At 43.1% G+C, this 14,382-nt stretch carries 16 protein-coding genes and 1 CRISPR repeat array; of the genes, 15 read left to right on the forward strand and 1 reads right to left on the reverse strand.

Going from position 1 to position 14,382, the window contains the following annotated elements; translation table 11 throughout:
- The first annotated feature begins 49 nt into the window (after positions 1-49).
- Positions 50-583 carry a hypothetical protein gene (locus tag HG1285_RS19665; protein WP_008286987.1) on the forward strand — a complete coding sequence of 178 codons (534 nt, stop codon included), beginning with the start codon at positions 50-52 and terminating at the stop codon, positions 581-583.
- Positions 564-890, forward strand: a complete 327-nt coding sequence (locus tag HG1285_RS11535) for a hypothetical protein (RefSeq protein WP_157560517.1) — start codon at positions 564-566, stop codon at positions 888-890. The genes HG1285_RS19665 and HG1285_RS11535 overlap by 20 nt, the downstream gene beginning before the upstream one ends.
- A gap of 128 nt (positions 891-1,018) precedes the next feature.
- On the opposite strand, the gene HG1285_RS11530 is transcribed toward HG1285_RS11535, so the two are convergent.
- The gene (locus HG1285_RS11530) at positions 1,019-1,249 is read right to left on the reverse strand and encodes a hypothetical protein (RefSeq protein WP_008286989.1); all 231 of its coding nucleotides are present in this window, start codon (positions 1,247-1,249) and stop codon (positions 1,019-1,021) included.
- A 765-nt stretch (positions 1,250-2,014) separates the two neighbouring features.
- Between HG1285_RS11530 and HG1285_RS11520 the strand changes: the two genes are divergently transcribed.
- The 13 genes from HG1285_RS11520 to HG1285_RS11460 all read left to right on the forward strand — a co-directional run bounded on the left by HG1285_RS11520 (position 2,015) and on the right by HG1285_RS11460 (position 13,956).
- On the forward strand, positions 2,015-2,242 hold the full coding sequence (locus HG1285_RS11520; protein WP_008286991.1) for a hypothetical protein: 228 nt from the start codon (positions 2,015-2,017) through the stop codon (positions 2,240-2,242).
- 42 nt (positions 2,243-2,284) lie between these two features.
- Complete coding sequence (gene cas6, locus HG1285_RS11515; RefSeq protein WP_008286992.1) at positions 2,285-3,013, forward strand: CRISPR-associated endoribonuclease Cas6; 729 nt, start codon at positions 2,285-2,287, stop codon at positions 3,011-3,013.
- Positions 3,013-4,722: a TIGR02556 family CRISPR-associated protein gene (locus HG1285_RS11510; protein WP_008286993.1), complete on the forward strand. Its 1,710-nt coding sequence runs from the start codon at positions 3,013-3,015 to the stop codon at positions 4,720-4,722. The genes cas6 and HG1285_RS11510 overlap by 1 nt, the downstream gene beginning before the upstream one ends.
- Positions 4,706-5,596 carry a type I-B CRISPR-associated protein Cas7/Csh2 gene (cas7b, locus tag HG1285_RS11505; protein WP_008286994.1) on the forward strand — a complete coding sequence of 297 codons (891 nt, stop codon included), beginning with the start codon at positions 4,706-4,708 and terminating at the stop codon, positions 5,594-5,596. Before HG1285_RS11510 ends, cas7b begins: the two co-directional genes overlap by 17 nt.
- 33 nt (positions 5,597-5,629) lie before the next feature.
- On the forward strand, positions 5,630-5,836 hold the full coding sequence (locus HG1285_RS11500; protein ID WP_008286995.1) for a type II toxin-antitoxin system HicB family antitoxin: 207 nt from the start codon (positions 5,630-5,632) through the stop codon (positions 5,834-5,836).
- A 2-nt stretch (positions 5,837-5,838) separates the two neighbouring features.
- The gene (locus tag HG1285_RS11495; RefSeq protein WP_157560519.1) at positions 5,839-6,069 is read left to right on the forward strand and encodes a type II toxin-antitoxin system HicA family toxin; all 231 of its coding nucleotides are present in this window, start codon (positions 5,839-5,841) and stop codon (positions 6,067-6,069) included.
- Positions 6,066-6,827 (forward strand): type I-B CRISPR-associated protein Cas5b, encoded by a 762-nt coding sequence (gene cas5b, locus HG1285_RS11490; RefSeq protein ID WP_008286997.1) that lies wholly within the window; start codon positions 6,066-6,068, stop codon positions 6,825-6,827. The genes HG1285_RS11495 and cas5b overlap by 4 nt, the downstream gene beginning before the upstream one ends.
- On the forward strand, positions 6,782-9,103 hold the full coding sequence (locus HG1285_RS11485; RefSeq protein WP_008286998.1) for a CRISPR-associated helicase/endonuclease Cas3: 2,322 nt from the start codon (positions 6,782-6,784) through the stop codon (positions 9,101-9,103). Before cas5b ends, HG1285_RS11485 begins: the two co-directional genes overlap by 46 nt.
- Positions 9,093-9,599 carry a CRISPR-associated protein Cas4 gene (cas4, locus tag HG1285_RS11480; protein ID WP_008287000.1) on the forward strand — a complete coding sequence of 169 codons (507 nt, stop codon included), beginning with the start codon at positions 9,093-9,095 and terminating at the stop codon, positions 9,597-9,599. Before HG1285_RS11485 ends, cas4 begins: the two co-directional genes overlap by 11 nt.
- On the forward strand, positions 9,596-10,585 hold the full coding sequence (gene cas1b, locus HG1285_RS11475) for a type I-B CRISPR-associated endonuclease Cas1b (protein WP_008287001.1): 990 nt from the start codon (positions 9,596-9,598) through the stop codon (positions 10,583-10,585). The genes cas4 and cas1b overlap by 4 nt, the downstream gene beginning before the upstream one ends.
- A complete protein-coding gene (gene cas2 / locus HG1285_RS11470) occupies positions 10,585-10,851 on the forward strand; it encodes a CRISPR-associated endonuclease Cas2 (protein ID WP_008287003.1) in 267 nt (88 codons plus the stop codon). Before cas1b ends, cas2 begins: the two co-directional genes overlap by 1 nt.
- A gap of 162 nt (positions 10,852-11,013) precedes the next feature.
- Positions 11,014-11,578: direct repeats of the CRISPR family, unit length 30 nt; unit sequence GTTTATTAAGTACCTATAAGGGATTGAAAC.
- A 670-nt stretch (positions 11,579-12,248) separates the two neighbouring features.
- Positions 12,249-12,656 carry an IS200/IS605 family transposase gene (tnpA, locus tag HG1285_RS11465; RefSeq protein WP_008287004.1) on the forward strand — a complete coding sequence of 136 codons (408 nt, stop codon included), beginning with the start codon at positions 12,249-12,251 and terminating at the stop codon, positions 12,654-12,656.
- Positions 12,631-13,956: an RNA-guided endonuclease TnpB family protein gene (locus HG1285_RS11460; protein WP_008287005.1), complete on the forward strand. Its 1,326-nt coding sequence runs from the start codon at positions 12,631-12,633 to the stop codon at positions 13,954-13,956. The genes tnpA and HG1285_RS11460 overlap by 26 nt, the downstream gene beginning before the upstream one ends.
- The last annotated feature ends 426 nt before the right edge of the window (positions 13,957-14,382 follow it).

The raw sequence follows: 14,382 nt of genomic DNA on the forward strand, positions 1-14,382 counted from the left end.
GTTTTTCTATTTGGACATAGCAGTGTATCAGGAGTATAATAACGTCATTATGAGGAAGCGGGTGGAAGAAGAGAAGGCTCTGGTGGTGCACCCTATAAACAGGGAGTCGGTGAGGAGCATAGAGGAGATGGCAAAGCTGGGGATGCCTTTTTCTATACTTGCCAAGAACCAGCAGACGTGGCTTATAAGAGGTGGTCTTGAATATTTCAAGGAGGAAAAGCCGTACCTCTACCCGCTCGTAGAGAAGCTGGTGGAGAACAGGGATAGGGCTATTCCCGAAGGGGATAACATGAGAAGTATTGCAAAGGAGGTAAGGAAAAAGCTGGGGTGGGATGAAGAGCAGTCCGCCCTCGTGTCTGCATGGGTTGAAAGGATACTCAGGTGGAAGATAGAGCCCTTTCATGTTAAGAGTAAAAAGATTGTAAGCGTGGCGAGAGCATTAAAGGATGTTATAGAGGAGAAGTATAGAAAGAACCCGGAAGGGTACAGGTACCTATATAAATCTGCGTCCGAGTGGGTCAAGTGGAACGAGAGGATGAAGATGTACAGAAAGGGGTGCAAGGATGACGATGACGAAGGCTGAGGAAGTCCTAAAAGCCTTTGCGGATTACGAGCTTTCAAGGTACAGGCTGGGAATGTTCACCTCAAGGTTTTACAGGGTTGGAGACAAGGAGAAGTGTGAGGAGGGTATAGACTACCGAAAGTTCCACTACATAATGACCTTTGCCCGTGAAGAAAGGAGGATAACCCCTGCCCAGAAGAGGGAGCTTGAGCTAATAGCCAATAGGCTGGAAGAGATAAAGGAGATGGACTTCTCTGTTCCGGTAAAGGTCTTGAGAGAGTTCCTGAAGGAAGTAAAGGTGAAGACCAGAGGTAATAAAGGAAAGTAGGAGTGATAGGAGCGTTTTATACGGTAAATTGTATGTGTGAGTATAGCTCCTAAATTTAAGACATCATTATTTTCTTAGGAAAATAAGACAGATTAATTTGCACTACAGCTTAAGGCAATAGATGGTATTTACTTGCTCGGATAAATGAGGATAGAAAATTTCTCGTCAGGGATTACCTCTTTCCATATCCTTTCGGAAAGCTCCAGTCCCTTCTTCACGGAGCGGACGTTGGTATATACCCGTATTAGAACGCTCTCCTCGTCTATCTCGGCCACATCCACCTTGTATATCCTCACACCTTGATTATTGAGGAATTCTTTGATATTTTTCACCACCTGCTCTGTAGTAAGAACCTTCATACACCGACCTCCTTTAGAGTAAATTTAATCAACTTAAATACATTTAGGTAATGGGAGTGTCAACTTTTTTAAAGCAAAGGAATCCATTCAACTGGAAGGGCAGAATGGAAGCATGAGCGCTATAAACCTTGTTAGAAAGCTATTTAATGAAGTTTGTCACTGGCGTAGAGTTCCTTCAAGTGTCAAGGCAAAAGCAGTCTTGCTTTACTTAAGAGGTGTGTCTCTCAGACGAAAGCTACAAAGTAAGCATAGAAGCGATCAGGGAATGGTTCCACTCAATGAGCAAGATGCTCAAAGCCCTATACACTTATGCGCTATAGGTGTATGTGGACGGGACAAAGATAAAGAGGCAAAGGAGATTCTACTATCTTTGGCTTGTGGTGGGCGAGAGAGGCAGACCTGTGTATGCAGGTCTAACAGCTAAGAGGGACTCATGGACAGCTCAGGTGGTGCTAAGTAATACAAAGCCAGTATATGTACAATTGACAAGTGTCCGTAGTATGTGAGTGCTGTAAGGAAACTTCCAGTAAGGTGGGTGCGCGAGACCTTTGGGAAAAGGAATGTGGTAAAGAGGTGGTTCTTTCCGATAAAGCACAAGCTAAGGAGGTTTTACAAGAGGTTTCCTTGTAACGCCAAGTATGAAACTATTTGGAGCTGGCTGACGCCTTTTATTATACTCTGCACCCTACTGGAGGTTAAAGGTTGACGTGATCCACTTTAAAAAGCCCTTGACCTTGCTAAATTAATTTTCAAGTGGGTAGGAAGATGAAGGTGGTGGATGTGAATACTGCCTTAGAGAAGATTAAGGAATTCCTTGAAGGAAGAGGGGTAAAGATTAAAGATATGTACGTATGGGAACACGACGAAGGAGTCCTGATACAGGTTTATACTATAAACATTCGCTCTATGAAGAATACCACAAAGCTGGAAAAGGAGCTCTGGAAGATAATACCTGATGAAGAAATTTCTATCCTTATTTACCCTGTTGATTGATCCATGTTTTTGATAGTAATTTGGCTGTCTTATTAAAGAGATATGATAGTTAAGATAAACCTGATTGGAGAGGAAGCTATTGCCTTACCCAAAAGCTATAACCATATACTTCAGGCTTTCTTCTACAGTAACATGGATCCTGTCCTCTCAAAATTCCTTCACGATATAGGCTTTACTCACGGGAAAAGAAGGTTCAAACTCTTTACCTTCTCAAAGGTCATAGGTAAGATAACCAGGAGAGATAAGAGAAGGGGTTTTGTGTTTTTTAGTCCTGATGTAACCCTTTACTTTGCCTCTCCGCTTATTGATATAGTTTCATCCTCAGTAAAAACTTTCCTTAAGAGAGGGAACCTCTTCCTGGGTAGGAACACCGTTAGTCTCTCCTCAATAGAGCTCGTGAAACCTGAGGTTGATGGAGAGATGACCGTAAGATGCCTCTCACCCATAACTGTTTACAGGACACCCAAAGGGGAGAAAAGGTTTCAGTACCTAAGTCCGTGGCAGGATGAGTTTTATGAACTCCTCAGGAAAAATCTTGTTAAAAAGTATGAGCTCGTGTATAGTAAGAGCTACAAAGGGGAGTTGGAGATAGAACCAGTTAAGGTGATAGAGGGCTATAGGAAGAAGGTTCTTTATAGGGGAACATTGGTAGAAGCTTGGGAGGGATACTATAAGCTGAAGGGAAATGAAGATATGCTCAGGCTTGCGTTGGAAGCGGGCTTGGGGGCTAAGAACTCGCAGGGTTTTGGAATGGTGGAGAGGGTTCTGTAGTGCTCGGAGCTATAAGGGATATAGGGTTTAGGTTCGGGGAGATTAAGCTTTACGATGATGTTAAGGCTGACAAGGTCTTGGTTCTGAACTTTGACGAGAGAGGAAACTTCAAAGGTGTGGAACTTGAGAAATTTAGCAAAGACAAACTAAATAAGTATCTCTATAAAAAAGCTAAAGGGAGCAATCCACCGACGCTGACGCCAACTCTTATATTAAACAGAGAGAAAAGGAAACCCACGGACAAAAAGTCCCCAATCATGAAGACGCTTGAGAACCTTGAAAAGGCTCTTAAGTCATGTAGTGTGGCTGAAAAAGATATCCCAAACCTGAATTTGGAAAAAGAAAGGACTGAGGAGAGCATAGAAGAGGCTACAAAGGACATACCTAATAAAGAGAAAGTTCTTCTCACCATTAAAGTGGATGGAAAGTATATAGGTGAGTTGGAAGGTTTTAAAAGGGCTGTGGAGAAACTCTCTGCACAGGAAGGTAAAGATAGCAAGGGAAAGGCGGTATGCTCGGTCTGTCTTGAAGAGGGGGAAGTGAGCGGAGATATTTCACCCTACAAGTTTTATACCATAGACAAGCCCGGCTATATCAGCGGTGGGTTTGATAAAAAGGAAGCTTACAGGAATTTTCCTTTATGTTATGAATGCAAACGCTACATAGAGGAAGGGAAAAGGTTAATAGATAATAAGCTTAAATTCAACCTCTCGGGGCTGAGATACCAGCTTATTCCTGAGCTTATGACGGATAAGGAGGAGGTTGTTCTTGAAGTTGTGGAGAGCCTATTTAACAATGATGTGAGAAAGATAAAACTTTCAAACAGAGAAAAGAGACCGCTTCTGAGCGGTGAGGACGATATTCTGGAGCTTTTGAGTGAGGAAAGGGACGTTCTAAGTGTTAACCTTCTATTTTTAGAGTCCCAACAGGGAGCGGAGAGAATTCTCCTTCACCTTCAGGACATATACCCTTCAAGACTAAGACAGCTATTTGATGCCAAAGGAAAGGTAGAGAAATTCCTCGGTCTTGAGAACTTTACCTACGAAACTGTGTATAGGTTCTTCTCAAAGAGTGACCCTTCCAAGAGGAACCCAGACCTTCAGAAGTATTTCCTTGAAGTGGTGGACAAAACGTTCAGGAGTATAAGAATTGATGCCAAGTTCCTGATAAGGTTCCTGCTGGGTAGGATTAGAGATGCTGTTAAGAAATCGGAAGAAGGATATCCTTGGGTTATAAGAGACGCCTTTGGAGTTTTCCTTTTCGTTAAACTTACCACAGGGGAGGTTGTTATGGAAAGGATGGACTTTGAAAATCTTGAGGAGTTCTTAAAAAGTCTTCCAGCCGTTGATACCGACCTGAAAAAGGGTCTGTTTTTGATGGGTGCGCTCACCGAAAGGCTCTTGAGAGTTCAGAGGAACGAGAGGGGAAGCAAACCTTTCCTTAAAAAGCTCAAGGCTCTGAAGATGAACGAAACCGACCTGAAAGGCTTATTACCAGAAATCAGAATGAAACTTGAAGAGTATGACAGATACCGTGCTGGAGAGGATAGGCTCTTTAAGCTCGCCTCTCAATACCTCTCTGAAGCACCTTCAAAATGGAATATGAGTATAGATGAAATGAACTTCTACTTTGCCTTGGGAATGGGGATGTTTGATAAGCTTGCGGAGTTCATATACAGAAAGGAGGATGGTGATGAAGAACAGGCGTGAGTTTTTGTTTCTTTACGACGTTTCATGGGCAAATCCTAACGGAGACCCTATGGATGAGAACAAACCAAGGATTGATGAGGAGACGGGTATAAACTACGTCACCGACGTGAGGCTTAAAAGAACTGTCAGAGACCAGCTTGTAGATATGGGATATGAGGTATTCCTGAAGGAGGAAAGAGGTGAGGACGATAAACTAAAAACCAAAGAAGATATATTCGCCAAATACGACAACGATTACCAGAAGGTTCTTGATAAGTGTATAGATATAAGGCTTTTTGGAGGAACCTTTGCAATTAAAAACCAACAGAGGTCTTTCACGGGTCCCGTTCAATTTAAGTTCGGGAAATCCCTACACAGGGTAAAGCCTGAGCTTGTTAAAGGCACCACCGTAATGCCTTCTGCGGAGCAAAAGGCTCAGGGAACCATGACGGAAGTCCACGTTTTACCATACTCTCTGATAGTCTTCTACGGAATAGCCAATGAAAAGGCTGCCGAAGACACACAGTTGAAGGATGAGGATATAGACACGATGCTCAAAGCCATGTGGCTTGGGCACAAAGGTTCTACGGATGTGATCTCGCGTTCCAAGTTCGGACACGAACCTCGCCTTCTGATAGAGATAATTTACAGGGAGGGAACTTTGACTCACATGGGTGAACTGGACAAGCTGGTGAAGATAAATACGGACAAAAGAGACGAGGAGATAAGGGACATAGAGGAAGTAGAGATAGACCTAACAAAGCTGAAGGAGAAAGTTCAAAAATACAAAGACAAGATAGAAAAAGTCAGGTATAAGTTGGGGGATAGGGTCAGGCTAAGGGAAAATGTAGAGAGTATATTTGAGGGTTTGCCTATAGAGGAACTTAGCTTCTGAAGGACTTAAATTATCACTTAAGGAGGCTTGGGAATGGAAAGAAGGTTCACTATGGTAGTAGAAAGATGTCCAGAGACTGGGCTTTATGTTGGATACATTCCCGGAATACCGGGAGCTCATACACAAGGTGAAACTATAGAGGAGCTTGAGAGAAATATGAGGGAAGTTCTTGAATTACTTCTTGAGGAAGGTGTTCAGGTAGAATCTGAATTCGTAGGTACACACACTGTAGAGGTTTGAAATTGCCGAAAATACCTGTTCTGAAGCCAGATGAGGTCGTGCGAGCGCTGAAAAATCTCGGTTTTAAAGAGGCAAGGCAAAAAGGTTCCCATAAGGTTTTTAAGCACGATGATGGTCGCGTAACCGTAGTGCCTATACACAAGGGAAGAGACATCTCTCCTGTCTTACTGAGAAAGATACTGAAAGACATAGGTATTCCTGTGGATGAATTCTTGGAGGCTTTGAAGAAATGAAGGTTCTATCCTTCTCCCTTTTCGGAGACTTTGCACACTTCAGGAAATTCTATACCACATCATCGCCCCTGAGTTTCCCATTCCCTCCGCCACCTACCATCAGAGGGATAATAGGTGCGATAATGGGGTTTTCCAAGGAAGAATATCTTGATAAAACTAAAGGTATTTCAGTGGGAGTTTCCCTAAAAGCTCCTCTCAAAAAAGTCAGGATGGGCTTGAATCTCATATTTACAAAGGGAAGCTCGGGGAAATTTGACCCCACCCTCGTGCCCTGGAGGAAGGGGGACGTAAACAAAACCCTCAGGACTCAGATAAAGGCTGAGTTCATCAAAGACCCGATTTACAGGATTTATCTGAGTGCGGACGAGGACTTTATTGAAGAGCTTGCGGAGTTGCTCAAAGAACATAGAAGCTACTACACAGTCTCCTTAGGTCTTTCGGAGCTTATCGCAGATTTTAGCTTTGAAGGTATTTACGAGGGCAATAAAATTAATATTTCAGCCAGAGTTGATAGCGTGGTTTCTACAAAGTTCGTTCAGGAGATAGACCTTGAAAGACCGCAAAGGATAGGAAAAGAACGCATACCTGCCGATATGTGCACCGATAGGAAAGTTCTTAGATATGAAGATGTAATCTTTAACATGGAGGGAGGAAGCCTGTTCGGAAAGTTTAAAGACCTTGTAGAGCTTGAAAACGGGGAGGTGGTTTATCTGTGCAAGCAAAGTCAGAACTATACTCCCACCCAAGTGTCTTCATAGAAGACCATATAAACCGCTGTCTTGAGCTTATGAACTTCTATATGGAAGAAGTTCCTCTTTTGGATAACGAGACTAAGACCACGATAGCGGTATCTACGGCTCTACACGACTTCGGGAAGTGTACCTCTTACTTTCAAGAGTATATGAGAGCCTTAATGGAAGGCGTCAGACCTAAAACAGATAGGCTCAAGGAACATGCCTTTCTTTCGGGAGTTTATACCTTTTACTCTCTCAAAGAGCTTGTAGATGACCCTCACCTTTTTCTCTTTTCCTTTGTAGCCTGTAAAAGACACCACACCAATCCCTACTCTTTTACTGAGGAAACGTCCATAATTGATGAAGACCTTGAGTTTCTTAAAAAACAGATAGAAAGCATAGATGAGGGCAAAGCGAATATATTTCTGTCTAATCTAAACCTGCCTGAACCGGTGAAAGATGCGGTTTACTTTAAGAAGAGAGAGTTTCTGGACAATTTGCCAGACGTTTTGGGAGAAATCAAAAGACTAAAGCGTGATGTAAGGAAGTGCAAAACGGAAATAAAGGACTTCGTGAAATTTCAGTATATCTTTTCTCTTATTCTTGACTCAGATAAGACGGAGGCAGGTGCAAAACCCTTCAGACCGGAAAGGGTAGAAAAAATACCGCCGAAGGCGGTGGTTTCGTTTAAAGAAAAAAATCTAAAAGAGGATTCACCTATCAACAGACTAAGGGAAGAAGCTTTCAGGGAGGTTTTGGAGCATAAGATAGATACTTCTCAAAGGCTTTACTCTATAACCCTTCCAACCGGCATGGGTAAGACTCTTACAGGCTTTGCCTTTGCTTTGAAGCTGAGGAAGACAATAGTAAAGGAGACTGGAACAGTCCCAAGGATAATATACTCCCTGCCGTTTTTGAGCATCATAGACCAGAACGCAGAGGTGCTTGAGAGGGTTCTTGAGGAGGAATTCAAAGAGGTTAGCGGAAGGCTCCTTTTAAAGCACCATCACCTCTCGCAGGCAGGAGACTTTGGTGAGTTTGAGTTTTCCGTCTCAAGGGTTCTTACGGAAGGGTGGAACTCGGAGGTGGTGATAACTACGTTCGTTCAGTTCTTTGAAGCGCTTATCTCCTGCAGAAATTCTACCTCAAGGAGGTTTAACAAGCTCGCCAACTCAATCGTAATACTGGACGAAGTCCAGTCCCTTCCCACTAAATACTGGCATCTGCTGAGGGAAATGATAAAGGAAGTTTCCGAAAGCCTCGGCACCTACTTCATATTCATGACCGCAACACAGCCATATCTCGTGGAAGAGTGCGTAGAGCTTGCGTCAAAGGAGAGGTATCTTAAAGACCTTGATAGAATCACCGCACACTTTGACCTTGAGGAGAAAACGATAGATGAGTTTTTAGACGGCATAGAGTTCAGGAAAGACAAGACATACCTCTTTATAGCTAACACCATAGCCTCTTCAAAGGAACTTTATGAAAAACTGAGAGAAAGGTTGGAGGAAGATATATGTTATCTATCCACCTCAGTGGTTCCCTACGAGAGGAAGGAGAGGATAGGCAGGATTAAAAAGGGAGACTATAGAGTGGTCGTGAGCACTCAGCTCGTAGAAGCTGGTGTGGACATAGATTTTGACGTAGTTTACAGGGATTTTGCTCCTCTGGATTCCCTTAACCAGTCTGCGGGAAGGTGCAACAGAAACATGGCAAGGGGAAGGGGAGAGTTCAGAGTTGTTAGGCTCGTTGATGAGAAAGGGCACCCTTTTACAAAGGGAGTTTACGATGCGGTTCTTCTTCACATAACCCAAACACTGCTGGAAGATATAGACAGCTTGTCGGAAAAAGATTTTACCCTTTTGATAGAGGATTACTTCAAGAAAGTGTGGGAAGGTATGAGCAAGGATAAGTCGGAAGAAATCCTTGAGGCGGTTAAGTGCTTCAGATTTACAGGTCAGGACGTGTCTATAAGGAACTTTAGACTTATAGATGACCAACCTTACAAAAGAGACGTCTTTATCCAGCTCAACGAGGAAGCGGTGGAGGTTTGGGAAAGAGCGAAGACAGTATTGAAGGATTTAAGGGCTAAAAAATTAAATGTGTTTCAAGCCAAGGAAGAGTTTGAAAAACTCAAATCTGATTTCTATAAGTTCGTCGTGTCCGTCAACGTTAGAGACAACCAACCTCTCTTAGACAGCGACCTAAATATGTTCCTCGTCAATACGGAAGAGCTTGATAGATACTACGACCCGGGAACGGGATTTATAAGCGCCGGAGGGAGCTTTATTGGAATCTAAAAAGGGTATCAGTATTGGCGGAACTCTCATCTGGTACTACTACATCTGCAAAAGGGAGGTCTGGCTCATAGGACACGGAATAGAACCCGAGCAGGACAGCGACTACATAGCCTTGGGAAGGCATATCCATGAGATTTTCTACCAGCGCAGGAAGAAGGAGCTGAGCATAGACAACACCATAAAGATAGACATACTCCCGGGAAGGAGAGTAATAGGAGAGATAAAGAAAAGCTCCCGATACCTTGAGAGTGCAAAGATGCAGGTAGCCTTCTATCTCTATTACATGAAGAGGGAGAAGGGAGTGGACATGGAAGGATTGCTACTTATCCCCGAGGAGAGAAAGCGGATTAAGGTCTCACTCACACCGGAGCTTGAAAGGGAGCTTGAGGAAACCGTAAAGAATATTGAGGATATTTTAGAAATGGAGAGACCGCCTTCGGCGGTGAAGATTCCTTATTGCAAAAAGTGCGCCTATAGAAGTATGTGCTGGGCATGAGGAAGCCTTTGTATATCTTCTCCAGCGGCAGGCTTGAAAGGAGAGAGAACACCTTAGCTTTGGAAACCGAAGAGGGAAGGAGAGTAATACCCGTCAACTCGGTCTCCGAAATTAAGGTCTTTGGCGAGCTTGACGTAAACAAGAGGGCACTTGAGTTCATCACCAAAAACCAGATACCAGTTCATTTCTTCAACCACTATGGATACTACATAGGAAGCTTCTACCCACGGGAGGCTTTAAACTCAGGATACATAATCCTGAAACAGGCACAGCACTACCTTGACGAGGAAAGTCGCATTTACCTTGCAAAGAGTTTCGTGGTCGGTGCGGTGAACAACATGCTCAAGAACCTCCAGTATTACAGAAGAAGAGGCAAAAACCTGAAAGACTCCATTGAGAGGATTGAAGAAGCCGTAAAGGAAATTTCCGAGGTCTCCTCAATTCTGGAGCTTATGCAGATAGAGGGTGAGATAAGAAAAACCTATTACAGCTCCTTTGACCTAATAATCCAGCTTTCCGAGTTTAGCTTTGATCATAGAACCAAAAGACCACCAGAAAACCCTCTCAACGCACTTATAAGCTTTGGGAACTCTCTTCTCTATACCACCGCTCTGAGCGAGATTTACAGAACCCATCTTGACCCCCGTATAGGATATCTGCACGAGACCAATCAGAGAAGCTTTACCTTGAACCTTGACATAGCAGAGGTTTTTAAGCCTGTCATAGTGGATAGAGTCATATTCTCTCTCCTTAATAAAGGACAGATACAGCTCAAGCACTTTGAGGAAGAAGTTAGCTTTTCATACTTGAACGAAAAAGGCAGAGCAATATTTGTCAAGGAATACGAAGATAAGCTAAAGACGACCATAAAACATAAAAACCTTGGAAAGGTTTCGTATAGAAAGCTTATAAGAGTTGAATGCTACAAGCTTTACAAGCACTTCATGGAAGAGGGGGTTTATACACCTTTCCTCGGAGAGTGGTAATGTTCGTAATACTGGTCTATGATGTCAAGGAAGAGAGAGTCGGCAAGGCTCTTAAAATATGCAGAAGGTATCTGACCCACGTTCAGAACTCGGTATTTGAGGGAGAGACAAGTGAAGCTAAACTCAGGATGTTGAAAGACGAGCTAAAGTCAATCCTTGATGAAAACTACGACTCTGTAATTATCTACAAATTCCGAACCAAGCACTACTACGAGCGCGAAAGCATAGGTGTAGATAAACCCTCCCATGAAGACTTCATAGTGTAGCTCTCCCAACACTTCTGTCTATCCTAATGGGTTTTTGCAGGATTGGAGATGGACAGGGAACGAACTCAATTTGACGAATCTTGGATGTGGGGATAAAATTTCCATGTAGTCCTACGGGACTGCCGGGTTCCTTGGTAATGGAATAGGCTTATTAGTTAGCTGGTTTATTAAGTACCTATAAGGGATTGAAACTGTTGTTTATTCCAGTTGCTATTGGTTTCGTTGTTTTTGTTTATTAAGTACCTATAAGGGATTGAAACTTTTCTGTGCTCGGAGAGCCACTGCCTACAATCACAAGTTTATTAAGTACCTATAAGGGATTGAAACAAGCTGGAGGCGAGGAAGTGATAGGGCTTGTGTTCGGGTTTATTAAGTACCTATAAGGGATTGAAACCCTCAGCGGTGAAGGAGACCGTTGCGGTCGCTCCTGCGTTTATTAAGTACCTATAAGGGATTGAAACTTTCAACATTGTTAATAAATCCCCTGAAGACTTCAGTTTATTAAGTACCTATAAGGGATTGAAACAAAATCTGCGTATCAGGGCTGATGGCTATGTTCATGGTTTATTAAGTACCTATAAGGGATTGAAACTCCAGCCTCAGCTTTCTCTCTACATCTTCGGGGTCGTGTTTATTAAGTACCTATAAGGGATTGAAACAGGGGTCTTACGTTTTTCCCTCTTCCCTTCCTTATTTAGTTTATTAAGTACCTATAAGGGCTGACTGATACCCCTATCTGCATAACTATGTCAAGATAGGGTCAGTGACGCAAATGACGCAAAAATTTTGGTTAGTGACGCAAAAATAGTTTTTGCGTCATAGGTTTTTTATACGAATACCAATAGCTTATGGTTTTTCATGACGCAAAAAGGGGGTCTTTCAGTACATCTGGTAAGGTATGTGATAGAGCCCAGGGAGGTCGGGAAATTCCTGTGTATCAAAGGGTCAAGCCCTGTGGCGTAAAATTCCCTCGTGTAGTGACACAAAGGCTGAGAGTGACGTAGTGGGAAGAGAGAATTTTCCGTCTTTTGCGTCATGGATATGTGTAAGTTGTTGATATGCGGGGATTGTTCTTATGACGCAAAAGGGTTTTTATCCGTCACCTGTTATAGGTTTTGCGTCTCGGGGCGGTCAAGTGGTTTGGAGACAGGGGAGGTGACGGTAATGACGCAAAACTCCTTTTTACGTCATAAGGGGTGACGCAAAAGGTTCCCTTCTTTGCGTCACTGATTTTGAGTCATGAGTGACGCAAAAAGATTTCTAACAGGTTTTGCGTCATCTGGGCAAATACATTTAACTAAATTTACGCCCTAAGTACCCTTCCGTAAGGGAAGGGATACAGGGCGTCGTTTGTGAAGGGCGTTGACAGAAGATAGGTTCTACCATAGATTATTGCTATGGAATATAAGTTAGACAAAGGTTGTCATTCCGTCTATTCTCTTCAGTTCCACTTGGTCTTGGTCACCAAATACAGAAAGGAAGTCCTTGTAGGAAAACTCGCTCAAAGGCTCAAAGAAATTGTTGAAGAAGTGGCTAAACACTTCAAAGTCAGAATAATTGAGCAGGAAGCGGATAAAGACCACATACACATACTATTCTCAGGAAAACCAACCCTCACGCTTTCTAAATTCGTGAATTCGCTCAAATCGGTTACGTCAAGAAAGCTAAGAAAAGAGTTTCCTGATGTAATGAGAAAAGAGCTTTGGGGTGGTAGGTTTTGGTCTCAATCATACTTCATAGCAAGCGTAGGACAGGTAAAATTGGAAGATGTAAAACGTTATGTCCAGAGCCAAGGAAGAGACTAAGTTCTTATTGACCTACAAGTTCAGAGCTTATCCTTCAGCTCTGCTGGAATATAAAATGGAAAGCTGGCTCTACATTCTTTGCGACCTTTACAACCATGTCCTTGAGGAAAGGAAAAGAGCATGGAAAGAGGAAAAGAAAACCATCACATACTCTCACCAGCAGAATTCTCTACCTGAACTAAAGCGGAAAGACCCATTTCTAAAACTCGTCCATTCTCAAGTCCTTCAGGACTGCCTGAGAAGAGTAGATAACGCATTCCAGAAGTTCTTCAGAAAAGAAGCAAAATATCCCAAGAAAAAGAAGCTCTCCAGATACAACTCCTTCACTTTCCCGCAGATATGGATGAAACAAAAGGATAAACTCACAGGAGACCTAAAGCTTACAGAAGTTATCAAGCTTGAAAGAAAAAATAACAGGTTTGCATACCTATACCTTCCCAAACTCGGGAAACTCAAGATAAGACTTCACAGAGAAATAGACTGGGTAAAAGCGAAAACAGTTACCGTCAAGAGAGAACCTTCAGGCAAATGGTATGTGTGCATAACCGTAGAGTCAGAGCTTGAACAGATACTCAGAGAAGCTCAGGAGAAAGCGGTAGGAATAGACCTCGGAGTAAAGAACCTTGCCACCACCTCAGAGGGAGAGTTCATACAGCACCCAAAGTTCCTACAAAAACTTGAGAAAAGACTCAAAAGAGAGCAGAAAAAGCTCTCAAGGAAGGAGAAAGGCTCAAACAATTGGGAGAGACAGAGAAAGAGAGCAGCTAAGGTTCACGAGAAGATAAGGAATGCAAGAAGAGATTTTCTACACAAGCTCTCAAGACACCTTGTAAACAATTACGAGTATATAAGCTTTGAAAACCTGAACATAAGAGGGCTTGTTCAAAATAGTAGCTTAGCCAAGCTAATACTTGATGCAGGATGGGGGACACTTATCACCTTTGCTACCTACAAGGCTGTAACGGCAGGGGCAAGGGTGGTAAGGGTTGACCCGTCCTACACGACGCAAGATTGCTCTGTGTGCGGATTTAGAGTTCCCAAGACCTTAGCCGAGAGGTTGCACAGGTGTCCTGAGTGTGGGACTGTGATGGACAGGGATTACAACGCAAGCGTGAACATACTAAAGAAAGGTCTCGCCCACCTGACGGGCGGTAGGGTCGGAGCGACCCGAACTTACGCCTGTGGAGAGAGCACTGGCGGGGCACCTTCAGAAGGAGGTGTTAGCCATCCCTCGTTGAAGCAGGAATCCCATACGGGTCTTCCGGGTGGGAGCAATCTCTACCGGAAGCTCCGTCCGTAAGGGCGGAGAGGTTCACTTCCATTAGTGGAATTAAACCAGAAGTAGGTGGAGGTAAGAGAATTTTAATTCCACTAAGATTTTATGCAGTATATCAATAACTTATGATTAAAAGAAGGCGTTTAGTGGAGATAAAGGGGGTGTATTTCAGACCACGCCATAGAATTGTCCCTGTCCGATCCACTCTGAGGAGGTGAGATTATTTCAGGAAACAGGTCTTTATTTCCACTAAGACGCATAAGTCTTTGATATATGGAGTAAAAGTTCAGTGGAGATAAACTCTTCGTTTATTCCATTAATGGAGAAAAACCCTCTACACGGAAGCCGAGTGTGGTGAAAAAGCTATGGGGCTTATCTCCACTAAAGGTGTAAATTGTTGATAGACGAGGGAAAGTTTTTAATTCCACTAAGATGGGGGTGGGTGGAGAT

The organism is Hydrogenivirga sp. 128-5-R1-1, assembly GCF_000171895.1.

What these genes read in the sequence shown, in the direction of transcription:
- HG1285_RS19665 (WP_008286987.1), top strand. Translation starts at nt 50, where the DNA reads ATGAGGAAGCGGGTGGAAGAAGAGAAGGCTCTGGTGGTGCACCCTATA.
- HG1285_RS11535 (WP_157560517.1), top strand. Translation starts at nt 564, where the DNA reads ATGACGATGACGAAGGCTGAGGAAGTCCTAAAAGCCTTTGCGGATTAC.
- HG1285_RS11530 (WP_008286989.1), bottom strand. Translation starts at nt 1,249, where the DNA reads ATGAAGGTTCTTACTACAGAGCAGGTGGTGAAAAATATCAAAGAATTC.
- HG1285_RS11520 (WP_008286991.1), top strand. Translation starts at nt 2,015, where the DNA reads ATGAAGGTGGTGGATGTGAATACTGCCTTAGAGAAGATTAAGGAATTC.
- cas6 (WP_008286992.1), top strand. Translation starts at nt 2,285, where the DNA reads ATGATAGTTAAGATAAACCTGATTGGAGAGGAAGCTATTGCCTTACCC.
- cas7b (WP_008286994.1), top strand. Translation starts at nt 4,706, where the DNA reads ATGAAGAACAGGCGTGAGTTTTTGTTTCTTTACGACGTTTCATGGGCA.
- HG1285_RS11500 (WP_008286995.1), top strand. Translation starts at nt 5,630, where the DNA reads ATGGAAAGAAGGTTCACTATGGTAGTAGAAAGATGTCCAGAGACTGGG.
- cas5b (WP_008286997.1), top strand. Translation starts at nt 6,066, where the DNA reads ATGAAGGTTCTATCCTTCTCCCTTTTCGGAGACTTTGCACACTTCAGG.
- cas1b (WP_008287001.1), top strand. Translation starts at nt 9,596, where the DNA reads ATGAGGAAGCCTTTGTATATCTTCTCCAGCGGCAGGCTTGAAAGGAGA.
- cas2 (WP_008287003.1), top strand. Translation starts at nt 10,585, where the DNA reads ATGTTCGTAATACTGGTCTATGATGTCAAGGAAGAGAGAGTCGGCAAG.
- tnpA (WP_008287004.1), top strand. Translation starts at nt 12,249, where the DNA reads ATGGAATATAAGTTAGACAAAGGTTGTCATTCCGTCTATTCTCTTCAG.
- HG1285_RS11460 (WP_008287005.1), top strand. Translation starts at nt 12,631, where the DNA reads ATGTCCAGAGCCAAGGAAGAGACTAAGTTCTTATTGACCTACAAGTTC.